Here is a 21,269-nt window from a genome sequence, read left to right as displayed (position 1 = left end):
TCGGTCAGCGTCGTCCGCGAACCGACGCATCGGACCGTCACCGCGACGGCACCCCCCGAACAGCCCGGGGGGCGCTGTTGCGCCTGGTCGGAGCACCCCTGATCATTGCCCGAGCGCCGTACTTACGCGCCGGTAACCAATGGGGGAGAGGACCGTCGTGGCGGACATCAATCACTTTGAGTACGGGTGGATCACACCCGCGCTGAGCTACGCGCTGTCCGTGCTCGGCTCGATCCTCGGGCTCGTCTGCGCCGGTCGCATCCGTACCGCCCGTACCGCCGGTCAGCGCGCCTGGTGGGGTCTGCTGGCCGCCTGGGCGCTCGGCGGCACCGCGATCTGGGCGATGCACTTCATGGCCATGCTCGGCTTCGCCGTCGGCGGCACCCGCATCCGGTACGACGTGCCCCTCACTGCCGCCAGCACCGCCATCGCGGTGGTCGCGGTCGGTATCGGCCTGGCCATCGTCGGCACCGGCCGGCTGAATCCGGTACGCCTCGTCGCCGGTGGCGTCTTCACCGGCGTCGGCGTCGCCGCCATGCACTACACCGGCATGGCGGCGATGCGCCTCAACGGCAGCCTCGGCTACGACAGCACCCGCGTCATCCTCTCGGTGGTCGTCGCGGTCGTCGCCGCCACCGTCGCGCTGTGGCTCGCGATGACCGTCCGGCGCCCACTGGCGATCTTCGCGTCCGCGCTGGTCATGGGCGTCGCCGTGAACGGCATGCACTTCACCGGCATGAGCGCGCTCTCGGTGCACCTGCACGAACGTGCGGACGGGGTGACCGGCACCAGGGTGAGCGCGTTGCTGGTGCCGATCATCGTGGCGGTGGTCTTCGGGGTGGTCGGGCTGCTCTACGCCCTGCTCGCCGCGCCCACCGACGACGATCGGGCCGCCGCCGCGTACCTCGACGCGCGCCGGGGACCGGAGCCGGCCCCGGCTGCGCCGGTGACCGCTCCGGACCCGGTCGGGCTGCGTGCCCGCTCCACCCTGGGGCAGCCCGGCACCCCGTTCCCGTCGCGCCGGGACACCCCGCCGCGCTGACACCCCGCACCGGAAGGGACGATCAGGCCACCGGGACCCGGTCCAGGAAGCCGAGCACCTGGCTGAGCTGCCCGTTGCCGTCCAGCACGGCGACGTCGAAGCCCACGACCGGCGCCTCGACCCCGTCGGGCCCCAGCTCCCAGGTGAACCGGATCTGGTCGTGGTGGCCGTCGACCGGGCCGGCCAGCCGGAACGTCATGCCGGGAAACTGGCCCTGCACCGCCGCGATCGTCGCGTCGATCGCCTCCCGGCCCTCGGCGACGGTGAGCGGGTCGACGTAGCGGGCGTCCGGAGCCCACACATCGGCGATCTGCGTGCGGCGACGGGCCGGGTCGGTCTCGTTCCAGATCGCGATGTACCGCTCGGCCAGCGCGTCGAAGCTCGTAGCCATGGCTCTCTCCTCATCGTCGGGTGACGAGCGGCGGTGGGCGCCGCTCTCGGGAGAGATGGTTGCGGCCGGCCCGCGGCGCTGTCGATTACGTCGGAGGTAATGGTCCGTACGCCGGCGCGATCACTAGGGTCGGTCGTGTGACGACGACGACCAGGCCGGTACGACGGGTCGGCGAGCTGCTGCGCGACTGGCGCCAGAGCCGCCGGATGAGCCAACTCGACCTGTCGATCGAGACGGGGATCTCCGCTCGACATCTGAGCTTCGTGGAGACCGGGCGGTCCCGGCCGAGCCCCGAGCTGATCCTGCGGCTCGCCGAGCAGCTCGACGTACCGCTGGCGGACCGCAACACCATCCTGCTCGCCGGCGGGTACGCGCCCGCCTATCCCCGCCACGACCTGGACGACCCGGAGCTGGCCCCGGTGCGTGCCGCCGTACGGCGGATCCTCGATGGCCACGGCCCGTATCCGGCGGTGCTCATCGACCGGCACTGGCACCTCGTCGAAGCCAACCCCGCCGTGGCGTTGTTCACCGACGGCGCGGCGCCGCACCTGCTCGTCCCTCCGGTCAACGTCCTGCGGCTCAGCCTGCACCCCGACGGCATGGCCCCGCGGATCGGCAACCTGCCCGAGTGGCGTGCGCACCTGCTCACCCGGCTGCGCCAGACGGCCGCCGCCACCGGCGACGCGGCCCTGCACGACCTGTACGAGGAGTTGCGCGGCTATCCCGGCGACAACGGCCATTCTCCGCCAATCGACGACCCGGTCTCGCGGGTCGCCGTCGGGCTGCGGTACCGCCACCACGGCCGGGACCTGTCCTTCCTCAGCACCACCACCGTGTTCGGCACCCCGCTGGATGTCACCGTCGCCGGGCTGGCCGTCGAGTCGTTCTTCCCCGCCGACGCGGCGACGCTGCGCGCCCTTGGCGTACGGGGCGGCGACGAGATCCCACCGAGCTGACCGAGGTGCTCCCGCTGTGCCGGTCGCGGGGCGTGTCGGTGTTGAATGCGGGGGTGTCCGCCACCCGCCGGTCAGCCCGGACACAGAGGAGAGTGAGATGAACTTCCAGCGCCTCGGCCCGAGCGGCCAGGAGATCCCGGTCGTCCAGCGCGACGGTACGACCTTCGACCTGCGGCCGCTCACCGCCGACCTGGACGGGGCGTTCTGGGCGTCGGACGGGATCGCGCGGACGCGGGTCGCGCTCGACCGTGGCGAGCTGGCCGAGCTGCCCGACGCGGACAGCCTGCGGGTGGGTGCTCCCATCGCCCGACCCCACAAGATCGTCTGCATCGGACTCAACTACCGCGATCACGCGGCGGAGACGGGTGCGGCGCTGCCCGCCGAGCCGGTGGTCTTCATGAAGGACCCGATGACCATCGTCGGGCCGTACGACGACGTTCTCGTTCCGCGCGGCTCGACGAAGACCGACTGGGAGGTCGAACTCGCGGTCGTCGTCGGCACGACGATCCGCTACGCCGACTCCCCGCAGGAGGCGATGCGGCACATCGCGGGGTACGCGGTGTCGCACGACGTCTCCGAGCGGGAGTTCCAGTTGGAGCGCGGGGGCCAGTGGGACAAGGGCAAGAGCTGCGAGACGTTCAACCCGCTGGGGCCGAGCCTCGTGCCGGCCGACGAGGTCGACGACCCGCAGTCGCTGGCGCTGCGGTTGTGGGTCAACGGGGTTCTCCGCCAGGACGGGTCCACCAAGGACATGATCTTCCCGGTCGCGCACGTTGTCTGGTACCTCAGCCAGTTCATGGTCCTGTACCCCGGCGACGTCATCAACACGGGCACGCCCGCCGGGGTGGCGCTGGGCCTTGCGGACCACCCGTACCTGCGCGCCGGCGACGTGGTGGAGCTGGAGGTCGCCGGCCTGGGGCGGGCACGCCAGACGTTGGTGGCGGCATGAGCGCGGAGTTCGCCGGGCTGGCCGCGCTGGTCACCGGAGGCGCCTCCGGCATCGGCCGCGCCACCGCCGTGGAGCTGCGCGAGCGGGGCGCCCGGGTGGCCGTCCTCGACCTCGACCCGAGCGGCCTGCCGGAGGGCATCGCCGGCATCGCCGCCGACGTGTCGAGCCGCCCGTCGGTGCAGCAGGCGGTCGCCGCGGCCGCCGACGCGCTCGGCGGCATCGACGTGGTGGTCAACAACGCCGGGATCGGCGCGACCGGAACCGTCGCCGACCAGAGCGACGACGAGTGGCACCGCGTGCTCGACGTCAACGTGGTCGGCATGGCGCGGGTCGTCAGCGCGGCCCTGCCCTGGCTGCGCCGCTCGGCGCACGCGTCGGTCGTCAACCTCTCGTCCATCGCGGCGCTCAACGGCCTGCCCGGCCGGGCGCTCTACTCGGCCAGCAAGGGCGCCGTGCTGTCGCTGACCCTCGCCATGGCCACCGACCACGTCCGCGAGGGTATCCGGTTCAACTGCGTCTGCCCCGGCACGGCCGACACGCCCTGGGTGGGACGGCTGCTGGCGCAGGCGGACGACCCGGCCGCCGAGCGCGTGGCGTTGCAGGCCCGCCAGCCCATCGGCCGACTGGTCACGCCGCAGGAGGTCGCGAACGCGATCGTCTACCTCGCGTCGCCGCTCTCGGCGTCGACCACGGGTACGGTGTTGGACGTCGACGGTGGCGTCACCCATCTGCGGGTCCGGCCGTGACGACGGGCGGGGGTGTGCGGTGCGGATCGCGCTGTTCGTGACCTGCCTGGCCGACACCATGTTCCCGCAGGCGGCCACCGCGACGGTGCGGCTGCTGGAGCGGCTCGGCCACGAGGTGGTCTTCCCGCCGGAGCAGACCTGCTGCGGGCAGATGCACGTCAACACCGGCTACCAGCGCGAGGCCGTTCCCCTGGTGCGCCGGCACGTGCGGGTCTTCGACAGGTACGACGTGATCGTCGCGCCGTCGGGTTCCTGCGTCGGGTCGGTGCGCCACCAGCACGCGACGGTGGCCCGGCGGGCTGGCGACGTACGGCTGGCCAGCCGGGCCGAGTCGGTGGCCGAGCGGACGTACGAGCTGTCGGAACTGCTCGTCGACGTGCTCGGGGTGACCGACGTGGGCGCGTACTACCCGCACCGGGTCACCTACCATCCGACCTGCCACTCGCTGCGGATGCTGCGGGTGGGCGACCGGCCGCGACAGTTGCTGCGCGCGGTGCGCGGCCTCGACCTGGTCGAGTTGCCGGCGGCGGAGCAGTGCTGCGGGTTCGGCGGCACGTTCGCCGTGAAGAACCCGGAGACGTCCACGGCGATGCTGGCGGACAAGATGCGCCACGTGCTCGCCACCGGCGCCGACGTGTGCGCCGCCGGGGACGCCTCGTGTCTCATGCACATCGGCGGCGGCCTGTCGCGGCTGCGGACCGGGGTGCGCACCGTGCACCTCGCCGAGATCCTGGCCTCGACCGAGCAGAGCGGCACCCCCAGCGCCCGATCGGCCGTCCGGTCATGACCCGCCGGACGTTCCTCGGCATGCCGGCGACCACCCCACCGGTGACCGCGCCGGCAGGCGTGGGGCACCTGCGCGGCGACGAGTCGTTCCCGAGCGCCGCGCGGCGCAGCCTGGCCGACCCGCAACTGCGGCGCAACCTCCGCCACGCCACGACGACGATCCGGGCCAAGTCCGCGAGTGTGATCGCCGAACAGGCCGACTGGGAGCAGTTGCGCGCGGCGGGCGCGGCCATCAAGGCCGACACCCTGCACCGCCTGCCCGACCTGCTGGAACAGCTCGAAGAGAAGGTCACCGACGCCGGCGGCGTGGTGCACTGGGCGGCGGACGCGGTTGAGGCCAACCGGATCGTCACCGACCTCGTCCGCGCGGCCGGCGCGGACCGGGTCATCAAGGTCAAGTCCATGGCGACCCAGGAGATCGGCCTCAACGAGGCCCTCGAAGCGGCCGGGATCACCCCCGTCGAGACGGACCTGGCGGAGCTGATCGTGCAACTCGGCGACGACCGGCCGAGCCACATCCTGGTGCCCGCGATCCACCGCAACCGGGCCGAGATCCGGGAGATCTTCCTGCGCGAGATGCCCGGCGTCGACCCGGCGCTCACCGACGACCCGACGGCCCTCGCCGCCGCCGCGCGCCGGTTCCTGCGCGAGACGTTCCTGAGTACGCCGGTGGCGGTGTCCGGCGCGAACTTCGCCGTCGCCGAGACCGGCACCCTGGCCGTGGTCGAGTCCGAGGGCAACGGGCGGATGTGCCTGACCCTGCCGGAAACCCTCATCACCGTCATGGGCGTGGAGAAGGTGGTGCCGACCTGGCGGGACCTGGAGGTCTTCCTCCAGCTGCTGCCGCGGGCGTCGACGGGGGAGCGGATGAACCCGTACACCTCGATGTGGACGGGAGTGACCCCGGGCGACGGGCCGCAGTCGTTTCACCTGGTCCTGCTCGACAACGGGCGCAGCGCGGTGCTCGCCGACGAGGTCGGCCGGGAGGCGCTGCGGTGCATCCGCTGCTCGGCGTGCCTCAACGTGTGCCCGGTCTACGAGCGCGCCGGCGGCCACGCCTACGGGTCGGTGTACCCGGGGCCTATCGGGGCGGTGTTGTCGCCCCAGCTCACCGGCATCGAGGACAACGCCTCCCTGCCGTACGCGTCGACGCTCTGCGGCGCCTGCTACGACGCCTGCCCCGTCAAAATCAACATTCCGGAGCTGCTGGTGCACCTGCGTGCCGAGGCCGTCGAGTCGCGACCGCGGCCCACCGCCGAGTCGATCGCGATGGCCGCCGCCGCGTACACGATGGACCGACCCCGGCTGTACGCGGCCGGGCAGCGCGCCGCGCGGCTGAGCCGGCTCGCCGGTCGGCGTGGCCGAGGGCTGCCCCCACCGCTGAACGGCTGGACCGCCAGCCGGGACCTGCCGGACCCCCCGACGCAGACGTTCCGCGAATGGTGGGCCGAGCGGTGACCTCCCGGGACCTCGTCCTCGGCCGGCTGCGGGCCGCGCTCGCCGCCGATGCCGCCGCGCCTGTCGACGTGCCCCGCGACTACCGGCAGGCCGACACCGTCGACCTGGACCAGTTGGCGCAGCGGCTGACGGACTACCGGGCGCACGTGCACCGGATCGCCGAGGCAGCCGTCGCCGACACGATCGCCGACCTCCTGCCGGCGGGCGGCACAGTCGTCGTACCGCCGGGTCTGCCGCCGGCTTGGCTGCCGCCGACGGTGACCACGCTGACCGACGACGGCCTCGACCACGCGCGGATCGGGGCCGCGGACGCCGTCGTCACCGCCGCGGCCGTCGCCATCGCCCAGACCGGAACGATCGTCCTCGACGGCTCGCCCGACCAGGGCCGCCGGGTGCTCAGCCTCCTGCCGGACCGGCACGTGTGTGTCCTCCGCGCCGACCAGGTGGTGGCCACCGTGCCCGAGGCCCTGGCCCGACTGACGCCGCACCGCCCGCTGACCTGGATCAGTGGCCCGTCGGCCACCAGCGACATCGAGTTGATCCGCGTTGAGGGGGTGCACGGCCCGCGCCGTCTGCACGTCGTCCTGCTGCCCTGACCCACGCCGGCCGCCGCGTCGCAGTGACGACCGGCTGGGGTCATCCCTCGGCTACGTAGACACCCTTACCGGGATGTCCCTCGACCAATCTCGGTCGGCATCAGTCGACCTCGGTGGGTCGCAGTTGGCTCAGCACGGTGGGGTCGGTGATCCGGTCGTCGGCGGCGAGCATGATCGCCTTGGACAGGATCGTGGACAGCATGGGGTCGTCGTCGAACGGCAGGTGCAGGCGCCCGGTCTGTGCGCGTGCGGCGACGATGCACAGGTACGCGTCGTCGGGCTCCATCATGACGTTGCCCGATCCGAGGTGGATCCGGTACGTGCGCAGGGTCCCCCGGACCCGCAGATACCGGTCCGTGAGGTCCACCCGGTCGGCGATGGCCATCCGGGGCAGCAGCCGGGCGAGCGCGTCCCGGCGTACCTGCGCCGACGGGGTCAGCTCCGCCACGGCGGTGCGGTGCCAGTAGGCGGAGAACCGGTCCTCGCCGCGATCGGCCCACTGCGGGTCGGTGGCGATCGAGGTGACGCCGACGAACAGGTCCACGTCGCGCATGGCCTCGCTGAACACCAGCGGTGGCACGTCGATGATCGGGGCGGGCAGCCAGGTCGTCCCGTCGTGTCGGGCGAAGCGCACCTGGTCGGTGGAGCAGTACTCGACGTCGTAGTGGTGTGGATCCGGGTTGTCGACGAGCGCGTGGTGGAAGGACGCCCGCCACGCCCCGCCGCCGAAGACCTTGGTGGCTTCGCTGTCGTACCCGCCGTCCCAGGTGCCGAGGTATCCGGCCTGCCAGCCACGGGCGCGCAGCAGGGCGTTGGCCTGGCGGTAGCGCAGGATGTGCCCGGCGAACCGGTTGGAGTAGGTGTGCGTCTTCTCCTCGGCGGGCGTGCGCGGGTAGACCTCCCGGAAGACCTGCTTGAACGGCTGCGTCAGGCCGGTGGCGACCAGATGCCCACGCCAGGCCAGCACCTCGGCCGTGTCCGCGCGGACCGGATGCCACAACCGGACCGATCCGGGCGCGAGGGCCCGGCCGTCCCGGTCGACGATCGCCCACCCGTCGCCGTCCCGTCGGGGCAGACCGGCCGTCCAGCGCTGGCCGTCGGTGCTGGTCTCCCACAGCAGGCGCCGCCCGTAGGTCGCCGTGACCGGGTGGTCGAGGAATCGCGACGACCAGTCCGGGTACGACCAGACGCGCTCCTCGGACAGCAGCCCCTCCACCCGCTGCCGCTCGCTGACCAGGGTCGCGCCGATCCGCTTGACGACGTCCCGTAGCTGCGTGAGCTCGTCGCCATGCGCTTGCTTGACCTGGGCCGGGACGCCCTTGAGCGCGACGCCGTCCCGGGCGAAGACCAGGCGTGCCCGGTCGCCCACGATCTCGACCGTCGCCTCGTACGGGCCGACGGCTGTGCGCAGGCACCCGTCGGGCCCGAGCCCGTGGTCGTCGACTGTCAGCTCCATGACCTCGCTGAGCGTCCACCCGCGTCGCGCGCCGAGCTGGGTCAGCGCGGCCTGGACCCGGCTCCGCACGGCCTTGTTGCGGACCGTCACGGCCAGCCGGGCCAGCGTGCGCAGCGGCACGTCGCCGTCGCGGTCGGCCAGCAGTCGTACCGCCGCGATCGCCGTGCGCGGGGCGTACGGGAACCCGGCGGCTCGGCGCGGGGCTGCCGCCGCGCTGGCGGTGACCCGCGCCAGCAGGTCCGTCGCTCTCCCGTCGCGCTCGCGCGACAGCGCCCAGACCAGCCCGCGCAGGAGGCGGTCCGTGTCGTCGTGGACGGTCCGGCCGTGGGCGGTGAACGCGTCGAGCAGCCGGCGGACGACCTGCCGGCCGCCGGGCGCGGCCGCGAGCAGTTCGTCGAGGCGGCGCAGCCACTTCGCGGTCGCCGCCGGTTTGTCCAGCGCGGCGCAGTGTTCCAGCAACTCGGGCACCCCCGGCGCGGCGAGGGCGGCCCCCAGGTCGGCGCGTACGGCTGGCCCGAAGGTGTCCCCGTCGTGCAACAGCGACGACGGCAGGCGATTACCGGTGGCGCGGTCGATGGCCCGGCCGAGCAGCGTCACGGCGCGTCGCCGGGGCCCCGTCGCGATGAAGTAGTCGTCGACCAGCTCACTGACCAGGGCGGACAGCGCCGGCACCAGGTCGGCCAGCTCGGCGGCCGTCAGGCGCGGCGCGATCAGGGCGGGCAGCTCCAGGTCGGCGCCGTTGTCGAAGCCGGCGCCGCGAGCGAGGACGTCCAGGCACCACACCAGGTCCGCCCGCGTGAACGGGACGTCCTCGGCGGCGAGGCTGCGTACGACGTCGTTCAGCGCGGTGGGGATCGAGCCGTTCGCCGACTCCCGGTGCACGGCCAGGGCGGCGCGGCGACGCTCCTCGGCCGGCCACGCCTCGACGGTGGCCCACTCCGGCACGCTTGTCACCGAGGAACCCCAGAAGTACGTGCTCGCGATCCTCAGCACCGCCCGGATCCGTTCGTCGGCCTCGGCGACACCGGCCTCCACCTGTCGCCGGTCCGCATCGCTCAGGTGGGGCAGGAGTGCCGTCCAGTCGCCCATGTCAGCCACCCACCAACGCGACGAGCCGGACGAACGCCACGTCCGGGTCGGTGCGCAGGTCGATCTCCTCGTCGAGGTCCTCGATCTGGCGGTCGCCGACCAACAGCAGGAAACCGTTACGGGCGAAGGCGGCGCAGGCGCGGTCCGCCTGCGCCACCCAGTCGAGTCGCCTGCCCGGAGTGACCCGGTAGCCGTTCAGCGTCGCCTCCGTGTCGGTCGGCTGGACCAGGCCCCGGAAGTGCCGCGGCTGCTGGGCGTTGAACCGCGCCACCTCCTCGCGCACCCGCAGCCGAACCAGCTCCCGCGCCGAGATGCGCTCCGGCAGGCCCGCCAACGGCCAGCTCTCGATGGCTCTGCCGGTCGCTGTCTCATCCCGAACGATCACCGTGACCATGCCCTGTGCTCCCTGCTCTGGAATGAGCGGCAGCATGGCACGACCCTCCGACGAGAAGCACCGCAGAAACTGTTCTGCCGAGCGCACCCGCCAGCGGCTGTCGTCAGCGGCGGGTCGGCCGTGTGTCGTCGATGACGAGGGTGGCCAGCAGGGCGGGGTGGTCGGTCGCGCCGCCCATGCCCACCGACCGGGTGCAGCAGAGCAGGATGTCGGTGCTCGTCACGATGTGCTGCACCGCGCCGTCGCCGACGCGCAGGTAACCGGGTGGCGTGCAGGACCGTACGTCGGGGTCGTCGTCGAGGCGGAGGTTGAGGTCGCCGCTGAGCACGGTGGGCGCGTACCCGGTGCTTCGCGCGATGGCGGGCAGGATCACGTCGAGCAGGTGGCCGCACTGGGTGAGCGCGACGGCACGGCTGGTCGCCGCCAGGTGGGTGGTGCAGGCGTTGAGGGCGCCATCGACGTGGACGCAGAGCCAGGGTCGTTCCTCGGGGTCCGCGACGTCCTGTGCGGGGTGGATTCCACTGTGTACGGCGTACCGGCTGTCGGCCGCCGGCAGCCGCGTCAGCAACCCGATGCCGTACGCCTGGCCGTTGCGGCACCGGGTGTCGGCGCCGCTGGGGCGGTCGCCGGCGGCCTGGAAGGCGGACACGACCGCCGCGCCGCGGTGGGTGGCCCTGAACGCCGCCTCCAGGGTGGGCACATCGTCCCGGCAGATCTCGTTGAGGGTGACCACTGCGGGTCGTTCGGCCCTGATCACCTCGGCGGCCCTGGTCAACGCCCGCCCGGTGTAGCAGCCGGCGCGACCGCTGTTGCACAGGTTCATCTGCAGCACCCGCACCGTCGTGGGCGTGGAAGCCCCGGCCACCGGCGATTGGGCCGGCACCCCGGCGACGGCGATGAGGCAGCCGACGGCGAGCGCTCGGCGGATCGCGCGATACGGGCCGGTGCCGCGGCGGCGGCCGAGGAGCGCGCCTCGGATTCGGGTGGTGTCGCCGGGCGGATCTGTCGACATGCGGGCTCCGGCAGGGCAGGCGACAGTCTTCGCCGAGGTGCCCGTGATCCTACTGCCGGCCGTCGCGCGGCAGGGCCCGGCGCGAGCCCTATGGTGGATCAATGATCACGTGCGTTGTGCACTACACCATCGACCCCGCGCAGATCGAGGCGTTCGAACGGTTCGCCCGCGCATGGATGCGGCTCGTGGCCCGGCACGGCGGCGTGCACCACGGCTACTTCCTGCCCGCCGAGGGCGCCAGCGACCGGGCCGAGGCGCTGTTCAGCTTCGAGAGCCTGGCGGCGTACGAGCGGTACCGCGCGCGGTTCGGCAACGACCCGGAGTTCGTCGCGGCCGACGCCATCCGCGACGAGTCGGGCTGTGTGGTGCGCTACGAGCGGACGTTCATGCGTCCGCTGCTGCCGGGTGACGACCCGGCCGTGCCGCGCTGACACGGGCCGTGCGGGGAGGGTGGACCCCGCACGACCCGTGCCGGTTCAGCGGTGCGGCCTGGGCGCGATGCGCGGCAGGACGTACGGCGGGCCGGCGAAGATCAGGTCCGACTTCAGCTCCTGGTACGCCCGCTTGGGCTGGTAGTTCTCGTCGTAGATGGTGGCCAGGCCCTCGGGCGGGTCGTTGAACCAGTCCGGCACCCACGAGTACTTGTCACTGAAACCCCAGACGGTGTACGACAGGCAGGTCCGTACCGCGAGGCACGCCTTCATCAGCACGCTGAAGTTGGCGGCCGACGCCTGCAACCGAGGGTTGATCTCCTCGGAGTTGCCGGCCTGGACGCCTGCGGTCATCTGGCTGCGGACGTCGACCTCGGTGAACGCGGTGGCCAGACCGAGCGCGGCGAACCGCTTCAGGGCGGCGGTCACCTGCAGGGTGTCGAAGTTGCCGTACTGGGTGCCCAGGTGGCCCTGCGAGCCGACGCCGTCGATCGGGACGCCCTGCGCGCGCAGCCTCTTGGCCATGTCGTAGACGAACTGCGTCTTGTCGTCGGCCGGGTTGCCCGAGCCGAACGCCTCGATGTTGTAGTCGTTGTAGAACAGCAGCGCGTTGGGATCGGCGGCGCGGGCCCAGCGGAACGCGTCGGCGATGTAGTCGGGGCCGAGGTTCTGCGCCCAGAAGCCCTTGTAGTGCAACGTCGACGGGGTGTCCCAGGGGTCGCTGACCGCCTCGTTGACCACGTCCCACTGCCAGATCTTGCCCTTGTAGTGGTTGACGACTGTGGTGATGTGCTTGCGCAGCAGTTCGCGCAGCTCCTGCTTGGAGATGCTGCCGTCGGCGACGCCGCTGGTCAGCCAGGCGGGCAGTTGGTTGTGCCAGACCAGCACGTGGCCGCGCACGGCCTGCCTGTTGCGCTTGGCGAACTCGACGAGCTGGTCGGCGGCCGTCCAGTCGTAGGTGCCCCGGGTGGGTTCCAGGCTCTCCCACTTCATCGCGTTCTCGGCCGTGACCGAGGAGAACTCGGAGGCGGCCAGCCGGCGGTACTGCGGGTCGTTGGCGTCGTTGAGGGCTGTCGCGTTCACCGCGGTGCCGATCTTCAGGCCGTGGCGTTGGCCGAGGGTCGCGAGGCTCTGCGTGGTCGGGTCGTACGGCCGGCTCGCGGTGGCCGGTAATGCGTTCAACGCCGCAGCGGTCGCGACGGCGACGACGCCGGCGCTGATCCACCGTCTTGGCTTCATCTGCCTTCCTTTCGAGCATGATCGACAAATGTCGATCTTTGAAGGGAGGGTGCGGCCCGGGACGTGAGTGGGCGGGATGGGGACCGGAAACTCGTTCGAAACATTATGGCCGTCGATGGGGCTCGTCAACTCTGAAAACTTCCGGAAAAAACTCGGGTGAGCTGCGCGACTGTGGAGAGTCATCGGATGAAAGTTTCGACGGTGCGCGGTGCGGCCGGCCAGCCAACGGCAGTGGGGACGGCACCGACCGGGATGGGTCGGTGCCGTCCCCACAGTGCGGGATCGGCGGCGGATCAGCCGTGCAGACGCGCCTCGATGGCCTCGATGACGCGCGGACGCAGCTCGGCGGCGCGGATAACGGCGTCCACCGAGCCCACCTCGACGGCGCGTTGGATGTTGTGCACCCGGTCGAACTCCGTGGCCACCTCGCCGAGCTTCTCCGCCCGCACCGACGAGCGCAGCTCGTCGAGCTCGGCGGCCAGCGCGGCGCGCTCGGTGCCGGCCGCCGCGGCGACGCGGGCCTCCAGGGCGCGCACCCGCTCGTCGGCGGCCGTACGGGCGTTGACGTCGGCGGAGAACACCACCGCCGCGGCGGGAGCGCCGCCGAGCACCGAGGCGTACGACCCCTCCAGCGCGAGCACCGTCATGCTCGGGTTCAACGCCTTCGAGAACACCACGAACGCGCCGCCGTGGTAGCGCGAGATCACGCAGAAGACGATCGGGCCCTGGAAGTTCACGATCGCCCGGCCGATCTCGGCGCCGTACTCCAGTTGCAGCTTGCGCATCGACTCGGGCGAGCCGTCGAAGCCGGACAGGTTCGCCAGCACGACCAGGGGCCGGTTGCCGCTGGCCGCGTTGATGGCCCGCGCGGCCTTCTTCGACGAGCGCGGGAACAACGTGCCCGCCGTGTAGGTGTCCGGGCCGTCGGTGGGCGGGAACCCGCGCCGCGGCACCGACCGGGACTCGATGCCGAGCAGGCACACCGGGATGCCGCCGAGGTGGGCGTCCTGCACGACCGCGGTGTCGGCGTCGGCCATGCCGGCCCACCGCTCCAGCACCGGGTGGTCCTGGTCGGCGAGGGCCCGCAGCACCGTCCGGATGTCGAACGGCTTCTTGCGGTCCGGGTTGGCCTCGGCGGAGAAGATCTCACCGACCGTGCGGAAGGGGCTGCCCGCCACGTCGTGCGGGAACGTGGAGACGTCGCGGTCCACCGGGTCGGTGGTGCTCGCCCGCCGCGGCGCGGCCTCGCCGGGCGCGACGTACGTGTGCTCGTAGTGGGCCATCAGCACGTCCCGCGCGGCGGTCAGGTTCGGCGCCCAGTACTGCGCCTGCCCGTTCGGCCCCATCACCCGGTCGTAGCCGCCGATGCCGAAGTTGTCCTCGGCGGACACCCCGCCGGAGAAGTCGAGCGACTGCTTGCCGGTGAGCACCATCGCCGAGTCCGGCGTCATCACCAGGACGCCCTTGGTGTGCATGAGCATCGTGGCCTCGGCGTTCCAGTACGGCTGCGCGCCGACGTTGATACCCGCCACCACAATGTTGATCTCGCCACCAGCCTGGGTGAACTCGACGATCCGCTTGAGGGCGGCGGCCACCCAGTCCATGTTCTCCGTACCCGAGGTCATCGAGATCCGGGCGCCGGCGGACAGCGCCCACCACTCCAGCGGCACCCGCATCCGCTCCGCCAGGTCCAGCGCGGCGATCACCCGCCGGCACTCCGGCTCGGACAGGGCGCCCAACGACTTCGTCGGGTCGCCGAGCAGCACGACCCGGGTGACACCCTCCGGATGCAGCGTGGCCGGCGTGGTGACGACACCGGCGACGATCGCGGCGCGGTTGCGCCCCTTCGGCCGGTCCACCGGCACCAGCGCGTGCGCGTCGTCGAGGTCGTGCTCGACGAAGTCACCGAGCCGGCTGGTCAACTCGTACGGGTACACCGTGTTGCGGCTGCTGGCCCGCAGCACCTTCAGCCGGTACTCGTCGAGCGGCTCGACCGGCTCGACCGGGGGCGTGCCGACGGCCAGCTCCGCGCCGCCCGCGGCGTCGAACGAGATCCGTACCGCGATCTTGGTCAGCTCGCCGGTGCGACGGTCGCGCTGCCGCGCGATGAACAGGATCTCCTCCAGCCCGGCGCCCACTGTCGTCGGGCGCACGCGCCCGGCGATCATCTCCATCTCCTCGCGGGTCAGCTCGCTCGGCGGCCAGACGTAGACGACGATCCGGTTGGTGGTGAAGCGCGTCTTGGACGGCCGCCGCGACTGGGCCCGGCGGATCGAGTCGAGGCAGGCCGCGATGGCGTCCTCGGTCGTCGGCAGCGCCACCAGCCGGCCGTCCTGCTCGCGCAGCTCGGTCAGGTCGCGCACCTGGGCGAACGCCACGAGACGCTCGTCGGCCGGATTCTCCCGCGCCACGCACTGGAAGAGGTAGACCTCCTCGTCGGACGACGGCAGCCGGGTCAGGTCGAACTTGTGCAGCCGCTCCAGCTGCATCCGCTGCGCGATGTACGGGTGCAGACCGCGGATCAGCCGGTCCTCGACCATTCCGCCGTCCGAGGGGCGGAAGGTGAAGTGGTGGTGCATGACCGCCCCGCCGCGACCCGCGACGGTGGCGGTGAGCCGGCGGACCTGCGCCGGCAGCGGATGTGCGGTGACCACCTGGAGCAGCGCGGCGGCCATCGCGTCGAAGTCCTCCGGCTGGTTCTCCCAGCCGAGGTAGATGTCGGCGTCGACGGAGTCCTCGTCGCCGGCCAGCTCGGCCAGCCCACGCAGCGCCCCGCCCAGCGCGTCGAAGCTCACCGCCGTGGAGACCACACTGGAGTCCGCGCGTTCGGCGACCACGAAGGCGCAGTCGGCGACCTCGCGGGTCCGCACCCGGGTGAGGGCCTTGTTGCCGTAGTAGCGGCGGGTCAGCACCTCCAGCATGACCGTGTTGTCCAGGTGGTCACGGACCAGGCGCTGGCCGAGCAGACGCACCAGCGGCTCGGTGCTGCGGACCATCTCGGCGATGCGCTCGGCGCGGTCGGGGGCGTCCGGGTGGGCGTCCAGGTGTCGCAGGTGCGCCCGGATCTGGGCGTAGACGCGGGCCCGGTTGCGGCGCAGCAGCGGCTGCGCGAACCAGGCGAACACCACGCCCCGGGCCAGGTCGGCGATGGCGGGGAAGCGGACCTGCGTCGCGGCGATCAGTCGCTCCAGCGCCAGACCGGCCGGCTCGCGCAGCGACTCGTCCGGCGGGGTCTCGCGCAGCCACTCGCGCAGCAGCGACGCCACGACGGTGGCGTCGGCGGACGCGCGCTGCTGGGCCAGGAAGATCCGGAACACGGCGGCTTCCAGGCCGGGGGAGCGCTCCAGGTCGGTGACGCCGTAGTGGCTCAGCGCCTTGGCGAGCCTGGCCTGGAAGGCGTCGGGCAGCCCGGCCCGCTCCACGTCGAGGCTCTGCAGGTAGGTGTGGAAGTACTCCCGGGCGCTGCGGACGTGGGCGCCGCCGTCCTCGCCGGTCGGCCGGTTGCGGCTCAGCTCGGCCAGGTCGGCGAACACGTCGACGAGGTCCACCTCGGCGGCCAGCGGTCGGTGCCCGTCCTCGGCGGCCAACCGTCGCACCACGAGGTAGTCGTCGAGCACCCGGCGGTCGTCGTGCGGGTCGACGTCGAAACCGAGCAGTAGGCCGCGCAGATCCTCCTGACCGCGCCGGCTGCGCTCGTACGCCCCCGCGTCGTCGTCGGCGGCGGGCAGGTCCAGCTCGACGCTGGCGACGCTCGGGCCGGCCGCGGTCTCGGTGGCCTCGTCGGCGAGCGGCTCCAGCCGCAGCAGCGGCGCGCCCGCCTCCACCTGGCTGCCCACCGAGACGGCGCACTCCTTGAGCCGGGCCTTGAACGGCGCGCGCAGCACCGTCTCCATCTTCATGGCCTCCAGCACCAGGACCGGCGCGCCCGCCTCGACCTCGGCGCCGACCTCCAGCGGAGTGGCGACGACAAGCGCGGGCATGGGGGAGCGCAGGACGCCGCCCTCATCGCGGCTGACCCGGTGCGTCACACCGTCGACCTCGACGAGGTGGGTCGGCCCGTGCGTGCCGGTGAGCAGGCGGTACCGGATGCCGTTGACGACGATCTGGCCGGTGTGCCTGTCGAAGCGGTCCAGCTCGACGTCGGCGGTGCGCACGGCGCCGCCCGCCTCGATGCCGACGCGGAACCGGTGCGCCCCGATCCGCGCCACCCGCATCCGGTAGGTGGCCCCGCGCAGCTTGAGGTCCAGCGGCCGGCCGCTGGCGTGCTGCACCTGCGGGCGGCCACCGGCGGCGGTCGACAGCAGCCGCTGTCGCTCGGCGCGCTCCTCCTCCTCGTACGACTCGATGGCGGCGGCGGCCAGGGCGACCGCGGAGTGCCGGTGCGTCACGAGTCGGCCTTCGCCCCGGACCCGGTCGATCCAGCCGGTGTCGGCGCTGGCGTCGATGATCTCGGGCTGGTCGAGCAGGTCGAGCACGAAGCTCTTGTTCGTCGCGCCGCCCTCGATGATGACCGTGGTGTTGGCCATCGCCCGGCGCAGCTTGCCGAGCGCCTCGTCGCGGTCGCGCCCGTACGCGATGATCTTCGCGATCATCGAGTCGAAGTCGGCCGGGATGGTGTCGCCCTCGCTCACGCCGGTGTCCACCCGGATGCCCGGGCCGGCGGGCAGGTCCAGCCGCGCGATGCGCCCCGGTGACGGCGCGAAGTCCCGGTCGGGGTCCTCGGCGTTGAGCCGGGCCTCGATGGCGTGCCCCCGCTCGGCCGGCGGCTCGCCGACGAGCCGGCCGCCGGACGCGACGTGCAGCTGCGCCTTGACCAGGTCGAATCCGGTGGTCAGCTCGGTGATCGGGTGCTCGACCTGCAGGCGGGTGTTGACCTCCAGGAACGCGAACAGCCGGTCGCCGGGGTGGTAGAGGAACTCGACGGTCGCCGCGCCCCGGTAGCCGACCGCCACGGCGAGCCGCTCCGCCGAGGTCTTCAGCTCGGCCGCCTGGGACGCGTCGAGCACCGGCGAGGCCGACTCCTCGATGACCTTCTGGTTGCGCCGCTGCACCGAGCAGTCGCGCACGCCGAGCGCCCACGCGGTGCCCTGGCCGTCGGCGATCACCTGGACCTCGACGTGCCGGGCGCCGGTGACCAGGCGCTCCAGGAACACGATGCCGCTGCCGAACGCCCGCGCCGCCTCCTGGCTGGTGCGCTCGTACGCGTCGGCGAGTTCGGCGTCGTTGGTGACCACGCGGATGCCGCGCCCGCCGCCGCCGGCCGTCGCCTTGAGCATGAGCGGGTAGCCGATCTCGGCCGCCGCCGCCCGGGCGGCGTCCAGGGTCTCGACGGCGCCGCGGCTCCACGGCGCGACAGGCACGCCGACCTCCTCGGCGATCAGCTTCGCGCCGATCTTGTCGCCGAGCTGGCGCATGGCCTCCGGGCTCGGCCCGACGAACGTGACCCCGATCTTCTCGCACAGCTCCGCGAACGCCGGATCCTCGGCCACGAAGCCCCAACCGACCCACGCGGCGTCGGCGCCGGTCTCGGTCAGGGCGCGCTCCAGCGTCGCCAGGTTCAGGTACGGGCGGGCGGACGCCGGACCGAGGTCGTACGCGATGTCCGCCTCGCGCACGAAGGTGGCCGTGCGGTCGACGTCGGTGTGGAGGGCGACCGTCTCGATCCGGCTGCCCGTCTCCGCGGCCAGCTCTCGGACCGCGTGGATGAGCCGCATGGCGGCTTCACCACGGTTGACGATGGCGACACGGTTGAACACCCGACTGACCCCTTTGGTAGACCATGATGTGCGTGCCGGACGTCGACGGCTCCCGGCAGTGGTCACTTTTCCGGCTCCGGACGGACAGCGCCATGGCGCAACCGCCGAACCAACCGTCGCTGTGTTGTAGGAACCCAACAAAACTTTTTGGCTGACGAGCCGCGGGCGTCGATCTCCGCCCGATCCTCGTCGTGGATACCCAGACGTCCCTTTGGCGGCTTTTGCTGGTGTTATCCGGAACAGTAAGGGGCGACGTGACCGCGCCTCGTGTGCGAGGCGGCTCCCGCCGCAGCGACATATGTGCAACTCTGGCTACGCTCCGCATTTCCGCGTACCCGCCAGGCAGCGGCACGCCGCGCGACGCCGGCGCGACGCTGATCAGCCGTCGTCCTTTCGGAGGAACCTGTGCCGCATCCATCTCCCGCACGGCGCTGGTTGGCCGCGATGGCCGTGGTCGGCCTGCTCGCCACCGCGTCCGCCGCCCAACCTGTCGCGGCTGTCGGCGCTCCCGCCGCCGGCCAACCCGTCGCGGCCCTCGGCCTGTACGCCAACAGCGCGATCGTCGCCCCCGGCGGCCCGCGGAAGTGGGTGGCGCTGCACTCGCTGGCCCCGCAGTCCCTCGGCACCTACACGGTGCGGGTGGACCGCAGCGGGGTCACCGCGTTCGCCGACGTCGCGGAGGGCGAGGGTCGCCGCACCTGCACGACCGAGGGGCCAGTCATCACCTGCGTGATCGACGGCGCCAACGAGCCGGACCAGGACCTGCTCACGCTGGGCGTGACCGCGCGCCCGGACGCCCAGGTGGGCCAGCGCGGTGAGCTGGCCCTGACGGTCACCGCACCCGGAGTGGGCACCGCGACCTACCGCTCCACCGTCAGCATCGGCGAGGGGGTCGACCTCGCCACCGCGCCCGACGTGGACCTGAACGGCACCCTCGGCTCCACCGTCACACTTCCGCTCAGCGTGACGAACCGGGGCGCGACGACCGCGCACGGCCTGGTGCTCTACCTGTACGGGTTCAACGGGCTGACGCCGGCCAAACGCTACGAGAACTGCGAGTACGTCGACCTGGACCAGGACAACAGCCCCTTCGCCTGTACGTTCGACGACTCGCTCGCGCCCGGGGAGACGGTCGCTGTCGACTCCACGTTCGCCGGCACTGTCGGCGCCGACACGTGGGCGCCCAACCTCTACTACAACTTCGGCTACTGGTTCACGCCTGCCGACTGGGAGGAGTTCCAGTCGCAGTACCGGCCGGCCGAGCCGTTGGGCCCCAAGGGCACCGATCCGGCGCTGACGCTGGTGCCGGCCACCGACACGCAGGTCCGCGGGCTCGGGCAGACCGACACTCGCTTCGTCAACAACGACACCACGATCACGCTCACGGTGGCCGGCGACCAGCGCGCCGACGTCGCGGCCGTCGGCGCCACCGTCAGCGGCGCGGTCGGCGCCACCGTCGCGACGACTGTCGGCTACGTCAACAACGGCCCGGCCCGCGCCGGGGACAGCGGTCAGCAGGGGCTCGCGGTCACCACCAGGGTGACCCTGCCCGCCGGCGTCACCGCGGTCACCGTGCCGAATTCCTGTGTCGACCCGACGGACGAGGAGTGGCGTCCGGGCAAGCCCGGCGCGCGGCTCTACGAGTGCTCCGGCCCCGGCGGCATCGCCCAGGGCGAGCGGATGGGCTTCGAATTCGGGTTACGGATCGACCGGGCCGGCAGCCAGACCGGTGCCGTCGCGCTGCGGACCCGCTCCGGGTCGGGCCCGATCGCGGACCTGAACCCCGCCAACGACACCGCCACAATTCTGATCAACCCCAAGGGCGGCAACCCCAACGGCAACGGCGGCAACCCCAACGGCGGCGGTGGTGGAGACGGCGGCTCGCTGCCGATCACCGGCACGCCCGTCGGCCTCATCGCTGTCGTCGGCGCTCTCCTGGTGGGCATCGGGGCCGGCGGCTTCCTCCTGACCCGCCGCCGCACCCGTGTCGAGGCCTGAGGACCCGACCCGACTCCGTTTGATCATGAAGCTGTTGCCATGACACGCCGATCTGGCCGGCAATAACTTCATGATCAACGCGATGTCCCGGGCTGTTCGGTGCTTTCCTAGGATGGTCTAGGGGGTGGGGTGGTCGTCACGCGTGACGTTTCGGCCCCGCGTCGAGACGAAGTGGTACGACATGACGGCGAACGCGGGGTCGCGCGTCAGTCGACGGAAGGCGTTCAGCTGCTGGGGCGACAGGCCCGCCGCCAGCAGATCCGGCTCCAACTGACGGGAGTTCGTCTCGTAGAGCGACGTGCCGGTCGACCCGCCCGCCCAGCTCTGCGAGTGGGTGATGGTGTCGACGTCGGTGAGGCCGGCGAGCGTCATCTCGGTGTGCACGTCCTGCGCCCACCCCAGGTCGGCGCCGTGGTCCTGCAGCACACCCATCATGGTGTCCATCACCTGCGCGAACAGCTTCGCCGCGTCGTCGCTCGGCGCGTTCAGCACCCGCACCGGCGTGGTGCAGTCGAACTCCTCGACGACCAGCCAGCCGCCGGGCGCCAGCGCGCCGGCGAGGGTGCGCAGGACCCGTCGGCGCTCGGGCAGGTGCAGCAGCACCAGACGGGCGTGGATCAGGTCGAACGCGTCCCCGGGCGAGGGCTCGGTGCGCACATCGTGCCGGCGTACGCTCAGGTTGCCCTCCGCCCGCAGGTGCGTGGGGTCGATGTCGGTGGCCAGCACGCGGCCGTCGTCGCCGACCGCGCGGGCGATCCGTCGGGCCATCGAGCCGCCACCGGCGCCGACCTCCCAGCAGGTCGACCCGAGGCGCAGGACCGGGCGGGCCAGGCGGCGCATCGTGATCGGGTCCAGGAAGGACTCCAGCGCCCGCATCTGCGGGACCGCGTCCGGTGCGCCGTTGTCGAAGGTGTACGCGGCATCGCCTGTGGGAGTCGCCATCGTCTTCTGCCTCTCCGAGAGGGATCGG

At 72.3% G+C, this 21,269-nt stretch carries 16 protein-coding genes; 9 read left to right on the top strand and 7 right to left on the bottom strand.

The annotated features are described in order from the left end of the window. The first annotated feature begins 157 nt into the window (after positions 1-157). A complete protein-coding gene (locus tag ACGGAQ_RS20585) occupies positions 158-1,042 on the top strand; it encodes an MHYT domain-containing protein (RefSeq protein ID WP_393051537.1) in 885 nt (294 codons plus the stop codon). A 22-nt stretch (positions 1,043-1,064) separates the two neighbouring features. Here the strand turns inward: ACGGAQ_RS20585 and ACGGAQ_RS20580 are convergent, their stop codons facing one another. Continuing rightward, positions 1,065-1,433 (bottom strand): nuclear transport factor 2 family protein, encoded by a 369-nt coding sequence (locus ACGGAQ_RS20580; RefSeq protein WP_393051536.1) that lies wholly within the window; start codon positions 1,431-1,433, stop codon positions 1,065-1,067. 137 nt (positions 1,434-1,570) lie between these two features. On the opposite strand from ACGGAQ_RS20580, the gene ACGGAQ_RS20575 reads away from it, so the two are divergent. The 6 genes from ACGGAQ_RS20575 to ACGGAQ_RS20550 all read left to right on the top strand — a co-directional run bounded on the left by ACGGAQ_RS20575 (position 1,571) and on the right by ACGGAQ_RS20550 (position 6,924). Beyond that, positions 1,571-2,389, top strand: a complete 819-nt coding sequence (locus ACGGAQ_RS20575) for a helix-turn-helix domain-containing protein (protein ID WP_393051534.1) — start codon at positions 1,571-1,573, stop codon at positions 2,387-2,389. 97 nt (positions 2,390-2,486) lie between these two features. Then, on the top strand, positions 2,487-3,338 hold the full coding sequence (locus ACGGAQ_RS20570; protein ID WP_393051533.1) for a fumarylacetoacetate hydrolase family protein: 852 nt from the start codon (positions 2,487-2,489) through the stop codon (positions 3,336-3,338). Next, entirely contained in the window at positions 3,335-4,084 is a 750-nt protein-coding gene (locus ACGGAQ_RS20565; RefSeq protein ID WP_393051531.1) for an SDR family NAD(P)-dependent oxidoreductase, read from the top strand. The genes ACGGAQ_RS20570 and ACGGAQ_RS20565 overlap by 4 nt, the downstream gene beginning before the upstream one ends. 19 nt (positions 4,085-4,103) lie before the next feature. After that, on the top strand, positions 4,104-4,871 hold the full coding sequence (locus ACGGAQ_RS20560; protein ID WP_393051529.1) for a (Fe-S)-binding protein: 768 nt from the start codon (positions 4,104-4,106) through the stop codon (positions 4,869-4,871). Continuing rightward, a complete protein-coding gene (locus ACGGAQ_RS20555) occupies positions 4,868-6,328 on the top strand; it encodes a LutB/LldF family L-lactate oxidation iron-sulfur protein (RefSeq protein WP_393051527.1) in 1,461 nt (486 codons plus the stop codon). The genes ACGGAQ_RS20560 and ACGGAQ_RS20555 overlap by 4 nt, the downstream gene beginning before the upstream one ends. Beyond that, a complete protein-coding gene (locus tag ACGGAQ_RS20550) occupies positions 6,310-6,924 on the top strand; it encodes a lactate utilization protein C (RefSeq protein ID WP_393051525.1) in 615 nt (204 codons plus the stop codon). Before ACGGAQ_RS20555 ends, ACGGAQ_RS20550 begins: the two co-directional genes overlap by 19 nt. A gap of 100 nt (positions 6,925-7,024) precedes the next feature. Here the strand turns inward: ACGGAQ_RS20550 and ACGGAQ_RS20545 are convergent, their stop codons facing one another. The 3 genes from ACGGAQ_RS20545 to ACGGAQ_RS20535 form a co-directional block, all read right to left on the bottom strand. Then, positions 7,025-9,469, bottom strand: a complete 2,445-nt coding sequence (locus tag ACGGAQ_RS20545; protein ID WP_393051619.1) for a DUF4132 domain-containing protein — start codon at positions 9,467-9,469, stop codon at positions 7,025-7,027. Position 9,470: 1 nt separating this feature from the next. Next, complete coding sequence (locus ACGGAQ_RS20540) at positions 9,471-9,863, bottom strand: hypothetical protein (protein WP_354861919.1); 393 nt, start codon at positions 9,861-9,863, stop codon at positions 9,471-9,473. Between the two features lie 103 nt (positions 9,864-9,966). Beyond that, positions 9,967-10,875, bottom strand: a complete 909-nt coding sequence (locus ACGGAQ_RS20535) for an endonuclease/exonuclease/phosphatase family protein (protein WP_393051523.1) — start codon at positions 10,873-10,875, stop codon at positions 9,967-9,969. A 101-nt stretch (positions 10,876-10,976) separates the two neighbouring features. On the opposite strand from ACGGAQ_RS20535, the gene ACGGAQ_RS20530 reads away from it, so the two are divergent. After that, positions 10,977-11,306 (top strand): NIPSNAP family protein, encoded by a 330-nt coding sequence (locus ACGGAQ_RS20530; RefSeq protein ID WP_393051521.1) that lies wholly within the window; start codon positions 10,977-10,979, stop codon positions 11,304-11,306. Between the two features lie 45 nt (positions 11,307-11,351). On the opposite strand, the gene ACGGAQ_RS20525 is transcribed toward ACGGAQ_RS20530, so the two are convergent. Both ACGGAQ_RS20525 and ACGGAQ_RS20520 read right to left on the bottom strand, forming a co-directional pair. Next, the gene (locus tag ACGGAQ_RS20525) at positions 11,352-12,545 is read right to left on the bottom strand and encodes an endo-1,4-beta-xylanase (RefSeq protein ID WP_393051519.1); all 1,194 of its coding nucleotides are present in this window, start codon (positions 12,543-12,545) and stop codon (positions 11,352-11,354) included. 293 nt (positions 12,546-12,838) lie between these two features. Next, on the bottom strand, positions 12,839-18,301 hold the full coding sequence (locus tag ACGGAQ_RS20520) for a carboxyl transferase domain-containing protein (RefSeq protein ID WP_393051517.1): 5,463 nt from the start codon (positions 18,299-18,301) through the stop codon (positions 12,839-12,841). A gap of 405 nt (positions 18,302-18,706) precedes the next feature. Here ACGGAQ_RS20520 and ACGGAQ_RS20515 point away from each other — a divergent pair, with 405 nt between their 5' ends. After that, positions 18,707-20,299, top strand: coding sequence for a cell wall anchor protein (locus tag ACGGAQ_RS20515; protein WP_393051515.1), 1,593 nt, complete (start codon positions 18,707-18,709; stop codon positions 20,297-20,299). A 117-nt stretch (positions 20,300-20,416) separates the two neighbouring features. Here ACGGAQ_RS20515 and ACGGAQ_RS20510 read toward each other — a convergent pair whose 3' ends face one another. Further along, complete coding sequence (locus ACGGAQ_RS20510; protein ID WP_393051513.1) at positions 20,417-21,241, bottom strand: class I SAM-dependent methyltransferase; 825 nt, start codon at positions 21,239-21,241, stop codon at positions 20,417-20,419. Between the last annotated feature and the right edge of the window lie 28 nt (positions 21,242-21,269).

It is taken from the genome of Micromonospora sp. NPDC047557, from assembly GCF_043205095.1.
Taxonomy (GTDB): domain Bacteria; phylum Actinomycetota; class Actinomycetes; order Mycobacteriales; family Micromonosporaceae; genus Micromonospora.
The sequence above is the reverse complement of the archived record's forward strand: the minus strand, read 5'-3'. Positions and strand labels throughout refer to the sequence as shown.